This is a genomic window from Roseiflexus castenholzii DSM 13941, assembly GCF_000017805.1.
Lineage (GTDB): Bacteria > Chloroflexota > Chloroflexia > Chloroflexales > Roseiflexaceae > Roseiflexus > Roseiflexus castenholzii.
On record NC_009767.1, the window covers coordinates 2,349,683 to 2,366,216 of the forward strand.

The 16,534-nt window shown below is 61.9% G+C and carries 13 protein-coding genes; 7 read left to right on the plus strand and 6 right to left on the minus strand.

The annotated features are described in order from the left end of the window. A complete protein-coding gene (locus tag RCAS_RS09440) occupies positions 1–1,347 on the minus strand; it encodes a M20/M25/M40 family metallo-hydrolase (protein WP_012120356.1) in 1,347 nt (448 codons plus the stop codon). Between the two features lie 129 nt (positions 1,348–1,476). Between RCAS_RS09440 and RCAS_RS09445 the strand changes: the two genes are divergently transcribed. Then, entirely contained in the window at positions 1,477–2,625 is a 1,149-nt protein-coding gene (locus RCAS_RS09445; RefSeq protein WP_012120357.1) for a CehA/McbA family metallohydrolase, read from the plus strand. Between the two features lie 1,020 nt (positions 2,626–3,645). Here RCAS_RS09445 and RCAS_RS09450 read toward each other — a convergent pair. From RCAS_RS09450 to purM, 3 genes are all read right to left on the minus strand, one after another. Continuing rightward, on the minus strand, positions 3,646–4,701 hold the full coding sequence (locus tag RCAS_RS09450; RefSeq protein ID WP_198136023.1) for a hypothetical protein: 1,056 nt from the start codon (positions 4,699–4,701) through the stop codon (positions 3,646–3,648). Further along, complete coding sequence (locus RCAS_RS09455; protein ID WP_012120359.1) at positions 4,658–5,407, minus strand: phosphoribosylaminoimidazolesuccinocarboxamide synthase; 750 nt, start codon at positions 5,405–5,407, stop codon at positions 4,658–4,660. The genes RCAS_RS09450 and RCAS_RS09455 overlap by 44 nt, the downstream gene beginning before the upstream one ends. Before the next feature lie 855 nt (positions 5,408–6,262). Further along, positions 6,263–7,288 carry a phosphoribosylformylglycinamidine cyclo-ligase gene (purM, locus tag RCAS_RS09460; protein WP_012120360.1) on the minus strand — a complete coding sequence of 342 codons (1,026 nt, stop codon included), beginning with the start codon at positions 7,286–7,288 and terminating at the stop codon, positions 6,263–6,265. Between the two features lie 109 nt (positions 7,289–7,397). Between purM and RCAS_RS09465 the strand changes: the two genes are divergently transcribed. From RCAS_RS09465 to RCAS_RS09490, 6 genes are all read left to right on the plus strand, one after another. Further along, complete coding sequence (locus RCAS_RS09465) at positions 7,398–8,042, plus strand: hypothetical protein (RefSeq protein ID WP_012120361.1); 645 nt, start codon at positions 7,398–7,400, stop codon at positions 8,040–8,042. Next, positions 8,042–8,449: a DUF5990 family protein gene (locus RCAS_RS09470; protein WP_041330513.1), complete on the plus strand. Its 408-nt coding sequence runs from the start codon at positions 8,042–8,044 to the stop codon at positions 8,447–8,449. Before RCAS_RS09465 ends, RCAS_RS09470 begins: the two co-directional genes overlap by 1 nt. A gap of 177 nt (positions 8,450–8,626) precedes the next feature. After that, on the plus strand, positions 8,627–10,966 hold the full coding sequence (hypF, locus tag RCAS_RS09475; protein ID WP_012120363.1) for a carbamoyltransferase HypF: 2,340 nt from the start codon (positions 8,627–8,629) through the stop codon (positions 10,964–10,966). Positions 10,967–11,302: 336 nt separating this feature from the next. Next, positions 11,303–12,349, plus strand: a complete 1,047-nt coding sequence (gene pyrC / locus RCAS_RS09480) for a dihydroorotase (protein ID WP_049768814.1) — start codon at positions 11,303–11,305, stop codon at positions 12,347–12,349. Positions 12,350–12,514: 165 nt separating this feature from the next. Further along, a complete protein-coding gene (locus tag RCAS_RS09485) occupies positions 12,515–13,591 on the plus strand; it encodes a LacI family DNA-binding transcriptional regulator (protein WP_012120365.1) in 1,077 nt (358 codons plus the stop codon). A gap of 11 nt (positions 13,592–13,602) precedes the next feature. After that, positions 13,603–13,854, plus strand: coding sequence for a hypothetical protein (locus RCAS_RS09490; protein ID WP_012120366.1), 252 nt, complete (start codon positions 13,603–13,605; stop codon positions 13,852–13,854). Here RCAS_RS09490 and RCAS_RS09495 read toward each other — a convergent pair. After that, entirely contained in the window at positions 13,835–14,956 is a 1,122-nt protein-coding gene (locus tag RCAS_RS09495; RefSeq protein ID WP_012120367.1) for a glucose-6-phosphate dehydrogenase assembly protein OpcA, read from the minus strand. The two genes, RCAS_RS09490 and RCAS_RS09495, sit on opposite strands and share 20 nt — an antisense overlap. Beyond that, positions 14,953–16,509, minus strand: coding sequence for a glucose-6-phosphate dehydrogenase (gene zwf / locus RCAS_RS09500; RefSeq protein ID WP_012120368.1), 1,557 nt, complete (start codon positions 16,507–16,509; stop codon positions 14,953–14,955). Before zwf ends, RCAS_RS09495 begins: the two co-directional genes overlap by 4 nt. Positions 16,510–16,534 lie beyond the last annotated feature (25 nt).

A 16,534-nucleotide genomic window follows, 5' to 3' on the forward strand; every position in this document is an offset into this window, starting at 1 on the left:
CTATGCCGCAAACGCCTGAAGGAACGCCCCCATACAGCGCATCGCCGTCCAGTAGTCGTCCAGCCGGATGTTTTCATTCGGCGCATGGACCAGCGATCCCTGATACCCTGTGCCGCACCCCGTCGTCATCGGCGTTCCCGCCGCTGTGCAGACTGGATAGACCGGACCGGTGCCTGCCATTGTCGGGTAAATGATTGGGTCCATGTGGTACGTGGCGCGAATTGCCGTCGCCATTGCCTGGACGACGTGCGAGTCGGGGTCGGAGCGCCCCGGTTTTTCGTGCCCGTACTCGATAATAGCGATGTCGTCGAAGCCGTGCGCATCAAGATGACGGCGCAACGCCGCCACCACGTCCGCCGGGTCCATATCGGGCACGAGGCGGAAATCGATTTTGGCGCGCGCCTCGGATGGCAGCACCGTCTTCGAACCTTCGCCGGTGTAGCCGGAGATCAGTCCGCAGATGGTGCAGGTAGGGTTGAAGAGGTGCGCCTTTAGACGCTCGATGCCGCGCAGCCCGCCAAGGAACTGCGGGATGCCGAAATCCGCCAGCAGTTCCTCGTCGTCGAGCGGAATGCGTTCCAGCGCTGCCATGTCCGCTGCCGACGGCGGGCGCACCCAGTCGTAGAAACCGGGGATCAGCACCCGCTCATCGGGTGCTTTGAGCGTCGCCAGCGCCCACGTGAGCCGCCACGCGGGGTTGGGGACCATCGTTGCATTGGCGGAGTGCAGATCGTGCGATGCGCCGCGCACGACTAGTTCGACATAGCAGATGCCCTTTGCGCCGCACATGATCGTCGGTTGCTCGAGGGCGTTCACGCCGCCGGTTTCCCACAGACACCCGTCGGCGCGCAGCAAATCGGGGTGGCTCTGACAGAAGGCTTCGAGGTTGATCGAGCCGATCTCTTCTTCCCCTTCGATCAGAAAGTTGACGCGGCAGGGAAGGGCGCCATACGCCGCCAGCCACGACTCGATTGCCTGGATGCGCAGCATCAGGTTGCCTTTGTTGTCGGCGACGCCGCGCGCATATAGTTTACCGTCGCGCAGCATCGGTTCGAATGGTGGCGAATGCCAGAGATCGAGCGGTTCTGGCGGTTGAACGTCGTAGTGGTCGTAGATCAGCAGTGTGCGATTGCCGTGACCAATGCTGCCGTACACTACTGGCGCAGCGCCAGGCATGTGAAAAACCTGCACCTGCGCACCGAGTCGCTCGAGACGCTGTGTGACCAGCGTCGCCGTCTCTTCAATGCCGATTCCCTGCGCCGCAATCGACGGCTGACGCAACAGCGCACAAAGTTCGTCGAAGTAGCGCCCCTTGTTTTCCTCAATGTGCGCATCGAAACGATCCATAGCGCGATACCTTTCAAACAATCGCATATCAATGACCAACGATTCCTCACCAGAATGTATTGACGGTCGTTTATACTATTGGCGCACAGTGTACCACGGTTCTCAGTTCTTAGTTCTCGGTTCTCACTCATGTACCACTACCCTGGCGCCATTCATATGCACACGCGCTTCTCCGATGGCAGCGGCAGTGTCGAAGACCTGGCGTGCGCAGCGCGTGATGCGGGACTGCGCTGGATCATCATTACCGACCACGATGATCTCCAGGCAAAGCGATACGAGGGGTGGCTGCACGACGTGCTGGTGATCGCCGGTCACGAGATCACGCCGCCGCGCAACCATTTTCTGGCGCTTGGTATCGACCGCGTCATCGACAAGCGTCTTCCGCCGCAGGAGTTTATCAATCAGGTCTACGACGCTGGCGGCTTTGGCATCATTGCCCATCCCGACGAGCGGGTGAAGAATAGTTTTAAAGATGTCTACCGCTGGGACGATTGGGGAATCGACGGTCCGCGTGATCGCAATGGACGCACCGTTGGGATCGAACTATGGAACCTGATGAGCGACTGGGGGGAACATCTGACCCGGCGCAACAAAGAGGTGATCTATTTCTTTCCGCGCCTGGGCATCAGCGGTCCGACGGCAGAGACGCTCGCCTGGTGGGACCGGCTCAACATGGCAGGGAAGCGCACTTTTGGCATTGGCGGGGTCGATGCCCATGCATTTGTGCGCAAGACGCTCTGGGGACGGGTCGAGGTCTTTCCCTACCGCTGGATGTTTGGTACGTTGACGAATTATGTGGTTCTGCCAGATCGACTGCCGCTCGATGTTGCCGAGGCAACCCGAACCATCCTCAACGCGCTCGCTGCCGGTTGTTCGTATTTTGTCAACCGACTCGACGGTGATTGCCCGGCGTTGACGTTTTACGCAGCACGCGGAGCAGCATACTGGCATCCGGGCGATACTGCCGATCTGCGCGATGGTCCGCTCACGTTCATGGTTGATGTCGGGTGTGATGCGCAGGTGCATCTGATCCACGATGGACGCATTCTTGCGCGTGGCGCGCGTCTACTGCGCCATTCGGTCATGCTGCCGGGAGTCTACCGCATGGAAGCGTATCGCCGTGGAATGCCGTGGTTGTATACCAACCCGGTGTATGTTGTAGGCGTGGGGCGAGAGGTGAGAGGCGAGAGGGGGGGAAGGCGAGAGGTGAGAGGGGGGAAGGGGGGAAGGCGAGAGGGGGGGAAGGCGAGAGGCGAGAGGGGTCCGACAATGGCGTAGCGCGAGATTTATCTCGCATTTGTGGAGAGGCGAGAGGCGAGAGGGGGGGAAGGCGAGAGGCGAGAGGGGTCCGACAATGGCGTAGCGCGAGATTTATCTCGCATTTGTGGAGAGGCGAGAGGGGGGGAAGGCGAGAGGCGAGAGGGGTCCGACGATGGCGTAGCGCGAGATTTATTTCGCATTTGTGGAGAGGCGAGAGGGGGGAAGGCGAGAGGGGGAAGGCGAGAGGCGAGAGGGGTCCGACAATGGCGTAGCGCGAGATTTATTTCGCATTTGTGGAGAGGCGAGAGGGGGAAGGCGAGAGGCGAGAGGGGTCCGACGATGGCGTAGCGCGAGATTTATCTCGCATTTGTGGAGAGGCGAGAGGCGAGAGGGGTCCGACAATGGCGTAGCGCGAGATTTATTTCGCATTTGTGGAGAGGCGAGAGGGGGGAAGGCGAGAGGGGGAAGGCGAGAGGCGAGAGGGGTCCGACAATGGCGTAGCGCGAGATTTATCTCGCATTTGTGGAGAGGCGAGAGGGGGGGAAGGCGAGAGGCGCGAGGGTCCCGACCATGGCGTAGCGCGAGATTTATCTCGCATTTGTGGAGAGGCGAGAGGGGGGGAAGGCGAGAGGCGCGAGGGTCCCGACCATGGCGTAGCGCGAGATTTATCTCGCATTTGTGGAGAGGCGAGAGGGGGGGAAGGCGAGAGGCGAGAGGGGTCCGACGATGGCGTAGCGCGAGATTTATCTCGCATTTGTGGAGAGGCGAGAGGGGGGGAAGGCGAGAGGTGAGAGGGGTCCGACGATGGCGTAGCGCGAGATTTATCTCGCATTTGTGGAGAAGCGAGAGGCGAGAGGGGTCCGACGATGGCGTAGCGCGAGATTTATCTCGCATTTGTGGAGAAGCGAGAGGCGAGAGGGGTCCGACAATGGCGTAGCGCGAGATTTATCTCGCATTTGTGGAGAGGCGAGAGGGGGGGAAGGCGAGAGGCGAGAGGGGAGCGGCGAGAGGGGATGCCGGTCTGCTTCATTACACTTCTCACCGATGCCTGTTCTTCATCCACAGCACCGTCGCAATCGTTCCTGTCGCCAGGGCGAACTGCGGTGCGCGAGCGCTGATCCACAGGATGCTGCGCAACAGCGCGCGAATGCACTCAATCCGTATCACTGCGCGCGCCGGTATTTCAACCGGTGCATCCCAATTGAAAGAGCGCAGCCGCTCTAGATACCCTTCGCGCACACATCCTTCCAAACTGAAGATCGCAATCGCATCACACTGGCGGCGCGCGAGGCGCAGGTCGCGCGCCAGTTCTTCCCACGAGAGCGGTGCAATCCGGTCCGCCCCGCCGACGCTCACCCCGCCGCCGGTGCTGCCGATGGCGATAGCGCGCGCGTTGCGCCCGTAGCTCCACACGACGCCGGTGCCATATGGGCGCAGGAAACTGCTGTAGAGCATCGGAATATCGCAATCAACCGGCACATCCGCCAAGCCCAAAAGACGAGAGAGCAAAGACGAGCCAACCTGTCGCTCATCAAGAACGAACGGCAGTGTGTAACTTTCAGTTCGATAACCATCTGCCCGAATCTGCTCCGCCAGTGCGCAATACGCCGCAATCGCGCGCCGTCGTCGCTGCGTATTGAACAGGTTGCGCAGCAACACCCGCGCCAGATAGCGCCGATTCGCAAGCGCTGCCTGAAGATCGCGCATATCGAACTCAATATCTAGCCCGACGGCGTGCCAGCGCAATGCGTGCGCCGCCGTCCACATGCGGAATGCCGCGTAGCGCGCAGCGGCTTCTGGTGCGTTATTGATGTTGAACCAGTATCCCTGATCCTCTGGTAGCAAGAGCCATGCTGTCAATGGAACGCCTGCCTCGTTCAGGTGACGGATCACTGCCGCCCGTTCCGTACTCAAATCGCGCAAGCCGATGCAGATGCCCGCATTGAGCATGCGTACATGCTCGATCACTATCGGATCGGCAAATAGCCGCGCGAGCGCCGCCTGATCCAGTTCGCAAAAAAAGCTCAGAGCAGGAGCGTGTATGCTCCCCTCAGCGATTGACCCATGCATCGGTACGATGCGCCACTTCTTCATACAATCGGCGCACCTGTTCCAACCCATCGTCGGTCACAACCGGCATATTGCGGTAGACCTGCTTATCGAGCATACGCTCTTTCATCCCGCCGGGCCAGATGCGCCACGAGTCATTGTCGATCACATCAGCGACCACCAGTGCGCCTGAAGCGTCGCGTCCGAATTCGATCTTCAAGTCGCACAGCACGATATCCTGCGCTGCCCATGCTTCCTCGATCAGTAGAAAGACACGCCGTGACTCGGAGGCCAGCTGTTCCACCTCGTCGGCACTGGCGATCCCCTGAGCCACGATCTCCTCAGGCGAGATCTGGGGATCGTGCCGTGCATCGTCTTTCAGAAAGAACTCGAGCAACGGCGGGTCGAACCGGGTTCCTTCAGCGACATCGGGATGACGCCGGATGTATGAGCCGGTGGCGATCCGCCGATTCACCACTTCGAGCGGGATCATGACACAGCGACGCACAATCATAACCGTCGGTTCTGGCGCAGCGACGAAATGGGTGGCGACGCCGGCATGGTTGAGCATTGTGAAGACGTTGGCGGTTGTGCGCCCGCTCAACGCTCCCTTCCCCGGAATGATATGACGCCGCGCACCGTCGCCAGCGCTGATCCCATCCTTGTGGATGATGATTGCCAGAGTCGGATCGTTGGGATGGGCATAGACTATTTTGGTCTTGCCCTCAGTGAGTTTCTCTCCCAGATTCATTGGCTGCTCCTTTCGTGCAGATGCGCCAGCTCTGCTTCCAGTGCTGCGACGCGCGCCGCCAGTTCTTTGGCGCGTTGCCAGTCGGGGCAGGTCAGAGACCTGTCCGGTTGGGGCGGGTCAGAGACCCGCCCTTACTACTGCGACCGGTTGGGGCGGGTCTGCGACCTGCCCGGTTGGGGCGGGTCAGAGACCCGCCCTTACTACTGCGCCCAGTCGGGGCGGGTCTGCGACCTGCCCGGTTGGGGCGGGTCAGAGACCCGCCCTTACTACTGCGCCCAGTCGGGGCGGGTCAGAGCGCTGCCCAGTCGGGGCAGGTCTGCGACCTGCCCGGTTGGGGCGGGTCAGAGACCCGCCCTTACTACTGCGCCCAGTCGGGGCGGGTCTGCGACCTGCCCGGTTGGGGGCGGGTCAGAGACCCGCCCTTACTACTGCGCCCAGTCGGGGCGGGTCTGCGACCTGCCCGGTTGGGGCGGGTCAGAGACCCGCCCTTACTACTGCGCCCAGTCGGGGCGGGTCTGCGACCTGCCCGGTTGGGGGCGGGTCAGAGACCCGCCCTTACTACTGCGCCCAGTCGGGGCGGGTCAGAGCGCTGCCCAGTCGGGGCGGGTCTGCGACCTGCCCGGTTGGGGGCGGGTCAGAGACCCGCCCTTACTACTGCGCCCAGTCGGGGCGGGTCAGAGCGCTGCCCAGTCGGGGCGGGTCTGCGACCTGCCCGGTTGGGGGCGGGTCAGAGACCCGCCCTTACTACTGCGCCCAGTCGGGGCGGGTCTGCGACCTGCCCGGTTGGGGCGGGTCAGAGACCCGCCCTTACTACTGCGCCCAGTCGGGGCGGGTCTGCGACCTGCCCTTACTGTGCTATGCTATCAGATGCACTCCTTCGCCGGCGATCACTTCGCCGACCAGCCGGGCTTCATGGACGGTGCGCAGTGCGGCGTCGGCGGCTTCGGATGGGACGATTACGAGCATGCCGAGACCCATGTTCAGTGTGCGATAGGCTTCGTGCTCATCGAGACCGGCAGCATGCACCACAAGCGCACAGATCGGCGGGACATCCCATGTGCCGCGCCGGATGACTGCGCCATACCCTTCTGGAAGGACGCGCGGCAGGTTTTCATATACGCCGCCGCCGGTGATGTGCGCCAGCGCGTGTACCGGTATCTCCGCTGCTGCCAACTGCTCGAACGCGGAAAGATACGACCGGTGCGGTTCGAGTAATGCCTCGCCGACGCTTCTGCCGCCTAATTCGGCGGGTGTAGCGTCATACCCGAAGGCGCTATCCGGTCCAAGCGCTCGCCGCGCCAGGGAATAGCCGTTGGTGTGCAATCCGCTCGAAGGCAGCGCCAGGATAACGTCGCCAATTGCAACGTTTTGCGGCAGCATCCGCTCGCGCTGCACCACGCCGACAATCGTTCCCGCTAGTTCGAAGGCGCCGTCGCGGTACACATCGGGCATCTGCGCCGTTTCGCCGCCGAGCAGAACGCATCCGGCCGCGCGACACGCGGTTGCGACACTCGCTACCAGTGTCGCAGCACGCTGCGGATTGAGCCGGTCGACCGCCAGATAATCGAGCAGGAACAGTGGTCGTGCGCCCTGCACCAGAATATCGTTGACGCAGTGGTTGACCAGATCGTAGCCGAGTGTTTCGTAGCGACCGAGCGCCGCAGCAACCAGTGTCTTCGTGCCGACGCTATCGGTAGAAGCGACCAGCACGGCATCGCCGAGCGCTTCTCCCAGAGCGGTGCGCAGATCGAAGCATCCGCCAAAGGCGCCTATGCCCGCCAGCACTGCGGGGGAATAGGTGCTGTGCACGGCTCCCGCCATCAACTGTTTGGCGCGCGCCGCAGCCTCAATATCGACGCCCGCATCGCGGTATGTGGTCATGCCGCCTCTCCATCGTCTATCGATTCTCCCTGTATCTTACCACGAAGACGCCCCTCCGACACTGTGTGCTATACTGTTCGCGTCTGGTGTAGCGCCATGGAGGTGTATCATGGCATCGAGTCACCGTCCCGGATGGTTCGACCGATTGTTGCGGATCGAGCGTTCGGACTCACGTGATACCATCGAGGCGAATGTTGTCGAATTGAGTGATGTGTCGGCCGGAGCGGTCGAGGCGCAGAAGGTGACGTTATCGCGTGCATTTGCGCGTTCAATAACGGCGCAAGATGATGTATCAATGACGTTCAGCGCCGCGCTGTCGGTGCATGCAGGGGGTGACGTAAGTATGACCGGCAGCGCCACGCCGCTTCTGATGGTGGGGCGTGATGCCCGCCTGAGCGGCGCGTCGGCGGGTATTGTAGCAGCGCGCGAGGCGCGGGTAGAGTCGGGCATGGTCGGGGTGTTGCTGGCGGGATCGGCGGATCTCGGCAACGAGACGCGCGTGTTGATCACCGGACGTGATGCGCTGCTGTTAGGCGCGACGGTCGGCGTCTTCTTCCCGCTGGTTGCGTATCTGTTGCGCCGTTTCGCTCCGCCGCCGGAAGAACCTGCGCCGCGCCCCTGGTATGCGCGCGCCGGTCTCTGGTTGCTCCGGCAGACGATTGTGCTCGGAGGAGCGGGGTTGCTGGGTTGGGTCGCTTATCGTTCACTTCGGCAGCAGGCGCGACGCCTGTTGCCGGGTCTGGCTGGTCGGTGATGAAACAAGTGCTGCATATGCGCCTGATCTGTGTGAATCCTCCACAGGACGATCATCAACTGGCTGAATTCGGCTTGCAGGATCGCAACGGCAATCTGACGCCGGGTGTTGCGTTGCCGGATGGCGCGCTGCTGTTTTCTTTCGACGTGCAGGCGGACATTCGACGCGATGGCAGCGTCAATCTCAGTGGGCGTTTCGTGCATGGTCCGTCGCAGGGTCGCTTCCTCTACCTGGGATTGCGACCGCCAGGCGGCGCCTGGATCAGGCGCATCAAGGTGCCGCTCGGATCGATTACCGCTGATCTGGTGAGAAGTGCGGGTGAGGGCGCGCTGGCGGCGACGGTGGTGGGGGATCGTGCTGCGACTGTCCATCTGCAACGACCCTGGCACTGCGACACGCAGTCATGAAGTGGTTCGTTACACGCATCGCGCGTTCGTATGGTTCGTTGGGGCGCACGGATTGATGCCGATCAGGACGGATTTGCGCAGACCAATGGCGGGCCTTTTCACCAATCCGTGCGAATCCGTTGTATCCGCGCGAATCCGTGTCCTATTCACAATGTCGGTCGAGTGATGAGGCGATCAGTGACACACGCACACTGTAATGGTTCTGATCAGAGTCAGAACATCCGTCGTCGCCTGATGGTGCGCGGCATGGTGCAGGGGGTTGGCTTCCGCCCCTTTGTCTACAACCTGGCGCAACGCCTGGGGTTAGGCGGGTTTGTGCTCAACGATAGTGACGGCGTGACACTGGAGATCGAAGGTCCTGCCAGTGCGCTCGACGCCTTCGAGCAGACGTTGCGCACATCGCCGCCGCCGCTGGCGCGGATTGATGCTATCGGCGCTGAACCGGTCGCTTCCCGGGGCGAAACGCACTTCCGCATCGAAACCAGCCGTGCCGCAACTGTGCGCAACACCCTGATCTCGCCCGATGTCGCCACTTGCGACGATTGCCTGCGCGAACTGTTCGACCCTGCCGACCGGCGTTTCGGTTATCCCTTTATCAACTGTACCAACTGCGGTCCGCGTTTCACAATTGTGCTCGATGTGCCGTATGACCGGGCGCAGACAACAATGCGCGTCTTTCCGATGTGCCCGGCATGTCGGTCGGAGTATGACGATCCGCTCGACCGCCGGTTCCATGCGCAACCCAATGCTTGTGCCGTTTGTGGTCCGTCACTGGCGTTTCACTGGTGGTCAACGGAGTTTCGTCCACGCCTTCCAGTTCATGCGTCACCGCTCGATCAGGCAGCGGCAGCGCTGGCGCAGGGGGCGATCCTGGCGATCAAGGGGCTGGGCGGGTACCACCTGGCGTGCGATGCGCTCGACTCTGCCGCAGTTGCGCGGTTGCGCGTCCGCAAGCAACGCGAAGCCAAACCGTTCGCGCTCATGGCGCCGGACCTTGAGGCAATCCAGCGGTTATGCTCTGTCAACCCGGACGAGGAAGCGCTTCTCGAATCGCGCCGCCGTCCGATTGTCCTGCTCGATGCCCTCCCCAACGTGCCGGTGGCGCCGTCGGTTGCGCCGGGATATGCAACGCTGGGCATAATGCTGCCGTATACGCCGCTTCATCATCTCCTTTTGCGCGCATATGCAAAAGAAGCGCCGGGTAGACCGGCGGTATTGGTGATGACGAGCGGCAATCTGAGCGATGAACCGATTGCCTACCGCGACGATGATGCCGTTGCGCGCCTGGCGTCCATCGCTGATGGGATGCTGACCCACAACCGCGACATTCATATGCGCTGCGATGACTCGGTGGCGCGCATCGTGGCGGGCGGGGTGCAACTGCTGCGCCGGTCGCGCGGGTATGCGCCGGAACCAGTGACGCTGACGCTGCACTTTCCCCGACCGCTGCTGGCGGTCGGTGGGCATCTGAAGAATACGTTCTGCCTGGCGAAAGAGCATGATGCTTTCCTCAGCCATCACATCGGCGATCTGGAGAATCTGGAGACGTTAACCTCGTTCCGTGAGGGGGTGCGCCATTTTGCGCGTCTGTTCGACTGCGAGCCAGAAGTGGTGGCGTATGATCTGCATCCCGAATATCTGGCGACGAAAGAAGCGCTGGCGTCGGACATTCCGTTGAAGATCGGCGTACAGCACCACCATGCGCACATCGCCAGCGTCCTGGCGGAGCACGGCATCGAAGATCCGGTCATTGGCGTAGCGGCGGATGGCACAGGGTACGGGATCGATGGCTCTATCTGGGGATGCGAGGTGCTGATCGCCGATCTGCGCGAGTTCACGCGCTTTGCGCACCTGGCATATATCCCGCTGCCTGGTGGCGATGCGGCAGTGCGGCAGGTGTGGCGCATCGGTGCAACGTATCTGCAACGCGCTTTCGGCGATGCGTTCCTCGATCTGGACATCCCGTTCGTGCAACGGATCAGGCGCCAGCAATGGACGTTGATCGCGCGTATGATCGAGCGCGGCATCAATGCGCCGCTCACGTCGAGCCTGGGACGCCTGTTCGACGCCGTCGCCGCCATTGCTGGCATCCGCGACCATGCCCTGTACGAAGGGCAGGCCGCCATTGAACTGGAGACGGTTGCCGCACAGGATGACCGTCCCTATCCGTTTGCTCTGCTGGACGGCGCTCCACTGCGGATTGACGCGCTACCGACCATTCGCGCGATTGTCGAGGATTTGCGGGCGGGCGCGCCGGTCGCGCTGGTGAGTGGACGATTCCATAGCACGGTTGCCGAGGCGCTGGCGCAGGCGTGTGAACGGGCGCGCGCGACCGGCGCGCCCGCAGTTGTGGCATTGAGCGGCGGCGTCTTCCAAAATCGGCGTCTCACCGAACTACTGGTCGCTCGGTTGGAGCGCACTGGCTTCCGGGTGCTACTCAACCGGCGTGTCCCTCCGAACGACGGCGGTCTCTGCCTGGGGCAGGCGGCAGTGGCGGCGGCGCAGATGCAAAAGTAACTGTTGCGGCAGGGCAGTGGGTACGTTAGGACCGGCGTGCGATGCCCCGGTTGGGGTGGCAGGGAGCGCGCAAGGTGACGGTCGCGGGAGGGCGGCGCGGCAGCGGGCATGGCAGGAGCGGCGTGCGATGCTCCGATTGAGGTGACGGTCGCGGGAGGGCGGCGCGGCAGCGGGCATGGCAGGAGCGGCGTGCGATGCCCCGATTGGGGTGGCAGGGAGAAGTAAGGTGACGGTCGCGGGAGGGCGGCGCGGCAGCGGGCATGGCAGGAGCGGCGTGCGATGCCCCGATTGGGGTGGCAGGGAGAAGTAAGGCGACCGTCACTTGAGGGAGGAACCATGATCTATACCCTCATTTCACCCCTCGATATGCACATTCACTTCCGCGAGGGCGCAATGCTGCGTGCCGTGGCCCCGCTCTCGGCGCGCGATTTTGCCGGCGGCGTCATTATGCCGAACCTGGTTCCGCCGGTAGACAATCTGGATCGCCTGGTGCGTTACCGTGCCGAGATTGATACAGCAATCGGCGGTATGGGGTTCACGCCATACATGACTCTCTTCTTCCGCGCTTATAGCGAAGCGGAACTGCGTGCTGCGCGACCGCATATCATCGGCGTCAAACTCTACCCCGCCGGTGTGACGACCAACAGCGAGGCAGGAGTGCAGAGCATCCGCGATGCTGAGCCGACGCTGGCGCTCATGGAAGACCTCGGCATTCCGCTCCTGGTTCACGGCGAGACCGGCGGGTTCGTGCTCGACCGTGAGCGCGAGTTTCTGCCAATCTATGCGCACCTGGCGCGTCGCTTTCCACGGTTGACGATTGTGATGGAACATATCACGACCCGCGAGGCAGTGGCGCTCCTCGACGACTCTCCCAATCTCTACGCGACCATTACCCTTCATCACCTGCAAATCACGCTCGATGACGTGGCTGGCGGATTGTTGCAACCGCACCTGTTCTGCAAGCCGATTGCCAAGCGTCCCGAGGATCGCGCGGCATTGTTGCAGGCGGCGCTCACGCCGCACCCGAAGGTGATGTTTGGCAGCGACTCCGCGCCGCATCCGGTGCATGCCAAGGAAGCCGCCGCATGCGCGGCTGGCGTGTTCAGCGCGCCGGTTGCGTTGCCGTTGCTGGCGGAGATATTCGCGCAGCACGACGCGCTCGACCGGTTGCAGACGTTTGTCTCGGATAACGCACAGCGCATTTACGGTGTGACTCCGCCGTTCAAACGGGTTGTTCTGCGCCGCGAGTCATGGTGTGTGCCGCAGCGCTATGGCGAGGTGACGCCATACTATGCCGGACGCACGATCGAGTGGCGGGTCGTTCGGGATTCGGGGGAGCAGGGTCAGGAGGGCGCTCGGGCCGACGCTAACGCGCCGAACTGAGCGGGGGCCGCGCGCCGGGGTCCCCGTGCAGGGTGTGGTGTGCACCTGTCACTTTGTGCAAACTATCACGTTGCGTGTTGTAACCTGCTATGATACACTATGTCTACGGGCGTGTTGCACTCCTTCTTAACTTCCTTGCCGCAACACGTGCTACGAGGGTTCAGCATGAGCGCAAAACGCACCACACAGCGCAAGGTGACGATCAGCCAAATTGCGAAGGAGGCAGGCGTCTCGAAGACGGCTGTGTCGTTTGCATTCAATGACCCCTCGCAACTCTCTCCTGCAACTGTCAATCACATCCGCGCAATCGCTGAGCGCCTGGGGTACTCGCCTGATCCAATCGCCCGAAGTATGACGACGCGCCGCACAAATGCGCTGGGGGTGCTGTTGCCCCAGGACATCGCCGCAACGATGGCAAATCCCTTCTTTCCGCTGTTCTTGCGCGGAGTCGGTGCGGTATGCGGCACAACCGGCATGACCCTGATGCTCGTGCCGCCGTTATGGGGATCGATGCTCAAAGCCATTCCGCATGCCACTGTCGATGGGTTTGTTGTGGTCGGTCTGGAGATTGATCGCGGCGAGGTGCAGCAACTGCGGCGGCGGCATGTTCCGTTCGTCATGGTCGATGGCGATGCGCCCAATGATGTCCCGTCGATCAACATCAATGATCGTCAGGGCGCATGTGAAGCAATGACGCATGTGTTGAGCCTTGGTCACCGGCGGATTGCCATCGTCTGTCTGGAATCCTGGCATCATCGCTACGAAGAGTTCACCGGCACGCTGGCGGCGCGGTTTGCCGGGTACCGCGATGGTCTGGCGGCGTATGGTCGCTCAATTGACGATCCCGACATTCAAGTCATTGCAACGCCGACCAGTCGTGCAGGCGGCGTCGAGGCGTTTATGCGGCTCTGGCAGTCGGATATACCGCCAACGGCAATTGTGGCAATGAGCGATATTACGGCGCTGGGCATTCTTGAAGCGGCGCAGGCGCACGGTGTGCATGTGCCGGAAGAGTTGTCGATCGTGGGGTTTGATGATCTCCCGGAAGCCGAACGGACAATACCCCCACTGACAACGGTTCATCAACCAATTGAAGAAAAGGGGCGGCTGGCAGCCGAGATGTTGGTGGCAGCCCTCGATGATGAGGATAGCGAACCGATCCACCACGTCCTGCCAACCGAATTGATCGTGCGTGGTTCGACGTGCGCTCCGGTTTGTGCGAATCTGATCGAGTCTACCTAGAAAGGGCCATCATGTTCATCCTTGGGGTGCTCATCGCAATTGCGTCGGCAGTAGCGTTTGCCGCGCTCGGTCTTGTGACGCTCTTTGGCGGCGCCCGGTCAACACAGGAGCAGATTATTCCCGGATTTATCCCTGATCGCGCGAGTGGCGCAGAACGTCTGTTTACGCTGGGCGCGGTCTGGATTCCGGTGATCGTTGTGACTCTTTTCGGGGTCTATGCAGCATATCGGATCGTGGAAATGGTTATTCAATCGCTGGCATAGCCAGACATTCCATCAGGTCGAGCGCCTGGCGCAGCGCCGCTTCGTAGATCGGGTCGTACTGCGCCAGGCGCAATTCATCGGCAATGAGCGCTGCGGTGTCAAGCGGCGGCAGGTGAACGGCCCGCTTGACAGGCGTCAGACCATCAATCATGGCGCAGGCCGTCAGGTGATCGCCAGAAACGCTACGGGTGACGGTGAAGCGTGAGTCCGCTGTCAGCAGCGCGACCGATGCCAGGCTATCGGCGGATGCGGTTTCGACTCTGTCAAACTCCAGCAGCACATCGCTACCGTCGGACCGCGTGAGCGCCACACCGGTTCCGCGCCTTTCTGAGATCCGCCAGTTGAGACGTGTTGCGAGCCAGCCGGCAAGGAGCAGCGCCGCCGTCGCTCCACGCGCTCCGTGTTCGATGACGATCCGCTCGAGCGACCACAAACGTTGGAGGGCTGGTGGCGCATCGAAGAGTTGTGCGATCTGTTCCCGCCACGCTGTCAGTCTCCCCCACGCAAGATCGCCAATCGCCACGTCTGCCGCGATCAGGGTCTGCACTGCACGCAATGCTGCTGTCACTCCATCCATCCGCGCCGTGTCGAGAATCAGACGATCGATGATGGACTGCAATTGCGTCAGCGTCGGACCGCCGGGTATCTGATCAAATCCCCACCAGATGATCACCGGCACGTCCGGTTCCAACAGGGACAGCACAATCCCGGGAATATGCGCCCAGGCGTCGTGTGGCGCGATGATAGTGATCTGCTCGCCACATACCTGTGGCTGACCCGGCGCAATGAGGGCGCAGTGCGCCTGCACCCAGGCTTCCAGGCGCTGTGCGGAAATCGCCGATTTCTCCCCGCGCGATAGTGCTGCAACAAGAGCACGGTTGGGACGCAGCGCCGTCAAACGGGCGACGATAGCCGTCATCGTCGAGATATGTGCCGCATCGGTCAGGACGACAAAATTGAACAGACAGGCGCGCATGAGCGCCGCGCCACCCGCATGCTCCGCCTCTGTCGCTGCGCTCCACAGGCGCGCCAGTTCGCGTTCGATGGCGCTAGCATCAACCTGCGTCAGAACAACCGATGGCGTCGTCGTGATGTCGGTCACAATCGCCTCCACTTCGCGCCGACCGACGCAATCAGATCATCGGCGCTCGCCGGTCCCCACGTGCCGGCGGCATAGTTGGGGAAAACCGGCGGCGGCGCCGCGGCCCACCCCTCGATGACCGGATCGAGGAGCGACCACATGGCTTCAATTTCATCGCTCCGAATGAACAGGGTCGAATCGCCCAGCATGGCATCGAGCAGCAATCGCTCGTATGCTTCGGGTGACTCGACGCCAAATGCGGCATTGTAACGAAAATCCATCATAACCGGACGAATGATGTTCGATTGACCGGGCACTTTAGAATCGAAACGGAGCAAGATCCCCTCATCGGGTTGAATTTTGATCGCCAGCACATTCGGTTCGATACCGCTGAGCGGACCGTTCTCGAACAGCATGAGCGGCGCCATCTTGAACTGAATGGCGATCTCGCTGGCACGTTTGGGGAGCCGCTTGCCGGTGCGCAGAAAGAATGGCACTCCTGCCCAGCGCCAACTCTCGATATACAGGCGCAGCGCCACAAACGTCTCGGTCAGAGAATCCGGCGCAACGCCCGGTTCTTCGCGGTAGCCGGGCGTTGGCACACCGCCGACAGCGCCGGGTCCATACTGACCACGCACGGTGACCTGTTCGACGTCGGATGGGGCAATCGGGCGAACGGCGCGCAGCACCTTGACTTTCTCATCACGGACGGCATCGGCGCGATAGCCAACCGGCGGCTCCATTGCAGTTAACGACAGGAGTTGCAGCAGATGGTTCTGCACCATATCGCGCAGCGCGCCGGTTCGGTCGTAGTAGCCGCCGCGCCCTTCGATGCCGACGCTCTCCGCCACCGTAATCTGGACGTGATCGACGTAGCGGCGGTTCCAGAGTGGCTCGAAAATGCCGTTGGCAAAGCGAAAGACCAGGATATTCTGTACGGTCTCCTTTCCCAGGTAATGGTCGATCCGGTAGACCTGCCGTTCCTCGAACACCTGATGCACCGCATGGTCGAGCGCCCTGGCGCTCGCCAGGTCCGAACCGAATGGCTTTTCGATAATAATGCGCGTCCATCCGCCGTTGGGTGACCGGTTGAGTCCGCTTTCGCCAAGGCGCCGGACGATCTCGCCATACGCTTCAGGCGGTGTCGCCAGGTAGAAGAGACGGTTGCCGCCGGCGCCGCGTTCGGCATCCAGTTGCTCAAGAAGCCTGGCGAGATCAACATATCCCTGCGGATCATCGAATGCCGAGCGAATATAGAAACATCCTGAGGCAAAACCGTGCCACAACTCGTCATCGATCCCGGAGCGGGAATGCCTGTGCGCGCTCTGGAGCAGCGACTCTCGAAAATAGTCGTTGTTCCAATCGCGTCGGGCAAACCCAACGACGCTGAATCCGGGCGGGAGCAACCGTTCACGCTGAAGTTGGTACAGCGCCGGGATGAGTTTGCGATGGGTCAGGTCGCCGGTGGCGCCGAAGATGACCACGGTGCATGGTGGTGGTGTGCGCTGCATGCGCATACCCGAACGCAACGGATTGGCGGCAAGCGCAGGTGACGTGGAGAGTGCCGGTTCCATTGAAATCCCTTGCTGATGAGAGAAC

Excerpts from the sequence above, each read along its gene's own strand:
- RCAS_RS09450 (WP_198136023.1), bottom strand. The coding sequence starts at position 4,701 with ATGAAGAAGTGGCGCATCGTACCGATGCATGGGTCAATCGCTGAGGGG.
- RCAS_RS09465 (WP_012120361.1), top strand. The coding sequence starts at position 7,398 with ATGGCATCGAGTCACCGTCCCGGATGGTTCGACCGATTGTTGCGGATC.
- pyrC (WP_049768814.1), top strand. The coding sequence starts at position 11,303 with ATGATCTATACCCTCATTTCACCCCTCGATATGCACATTCACTTCCGC.
- RCAS_RS09490 (WP_012120366.1), top strand. The coding sequence starts at position 13,603 with ATGTTCATCCTTGGGGTGCTCATCGCAATTGCGTCGGCAGTAGCGTTT.
- RCAS_RS09455 (WP_012120359.1), bottom strand. The coding sequence starts at position 5,407 with ATGAATCTGGGAGAGAAACTCACTGAGGGCAAGACCAAAATAGTCTAT.
- zwf (WP_012120368.1), bottom strand. The coding sequence starts at position 16,509 with ATGGAACCGGCACTCTCCACGTCACCTGCGCTTGCCGCCAATCCGTTG.
- RCAS_RS09440 (WP_012120356.1), bottom strand. The coding sequence starts at position 1,347 with ATGGATCGTTTCGATGCGCACATTGAGGAAAACAAGGGGCGCTACTTC.
- RCAS_RS09445 (WP_012120357.1), top strand. The coding sequence starts at position 1,477 with ATGTACCACTACCCTGGCGCCATTCATATGCACACGCGCTTCTCCGAT.
- RCAS_RS09485 (WP_012120365.1), top strand. The coding sequence starts at position 12,515 with ATGAGCGCAAAACGCACCACACAGCGCAAGGTGACGATCAGCCAAATT.
- RCAS_RS09470 (WP_041330513.1), top strand. The coding sequence starts at position 8,042 with ATGAAACAAGTGCTGCATATGCGCCTGATCTGTGTGAATCCTCCACAG.
- purM (WP_012120360.1), bottom strand. The coding sequence starts at position 7,288 with ATGACCACATACCGCGATGCGGGCGTCGATATTGAGGCTGCGGCGCGC.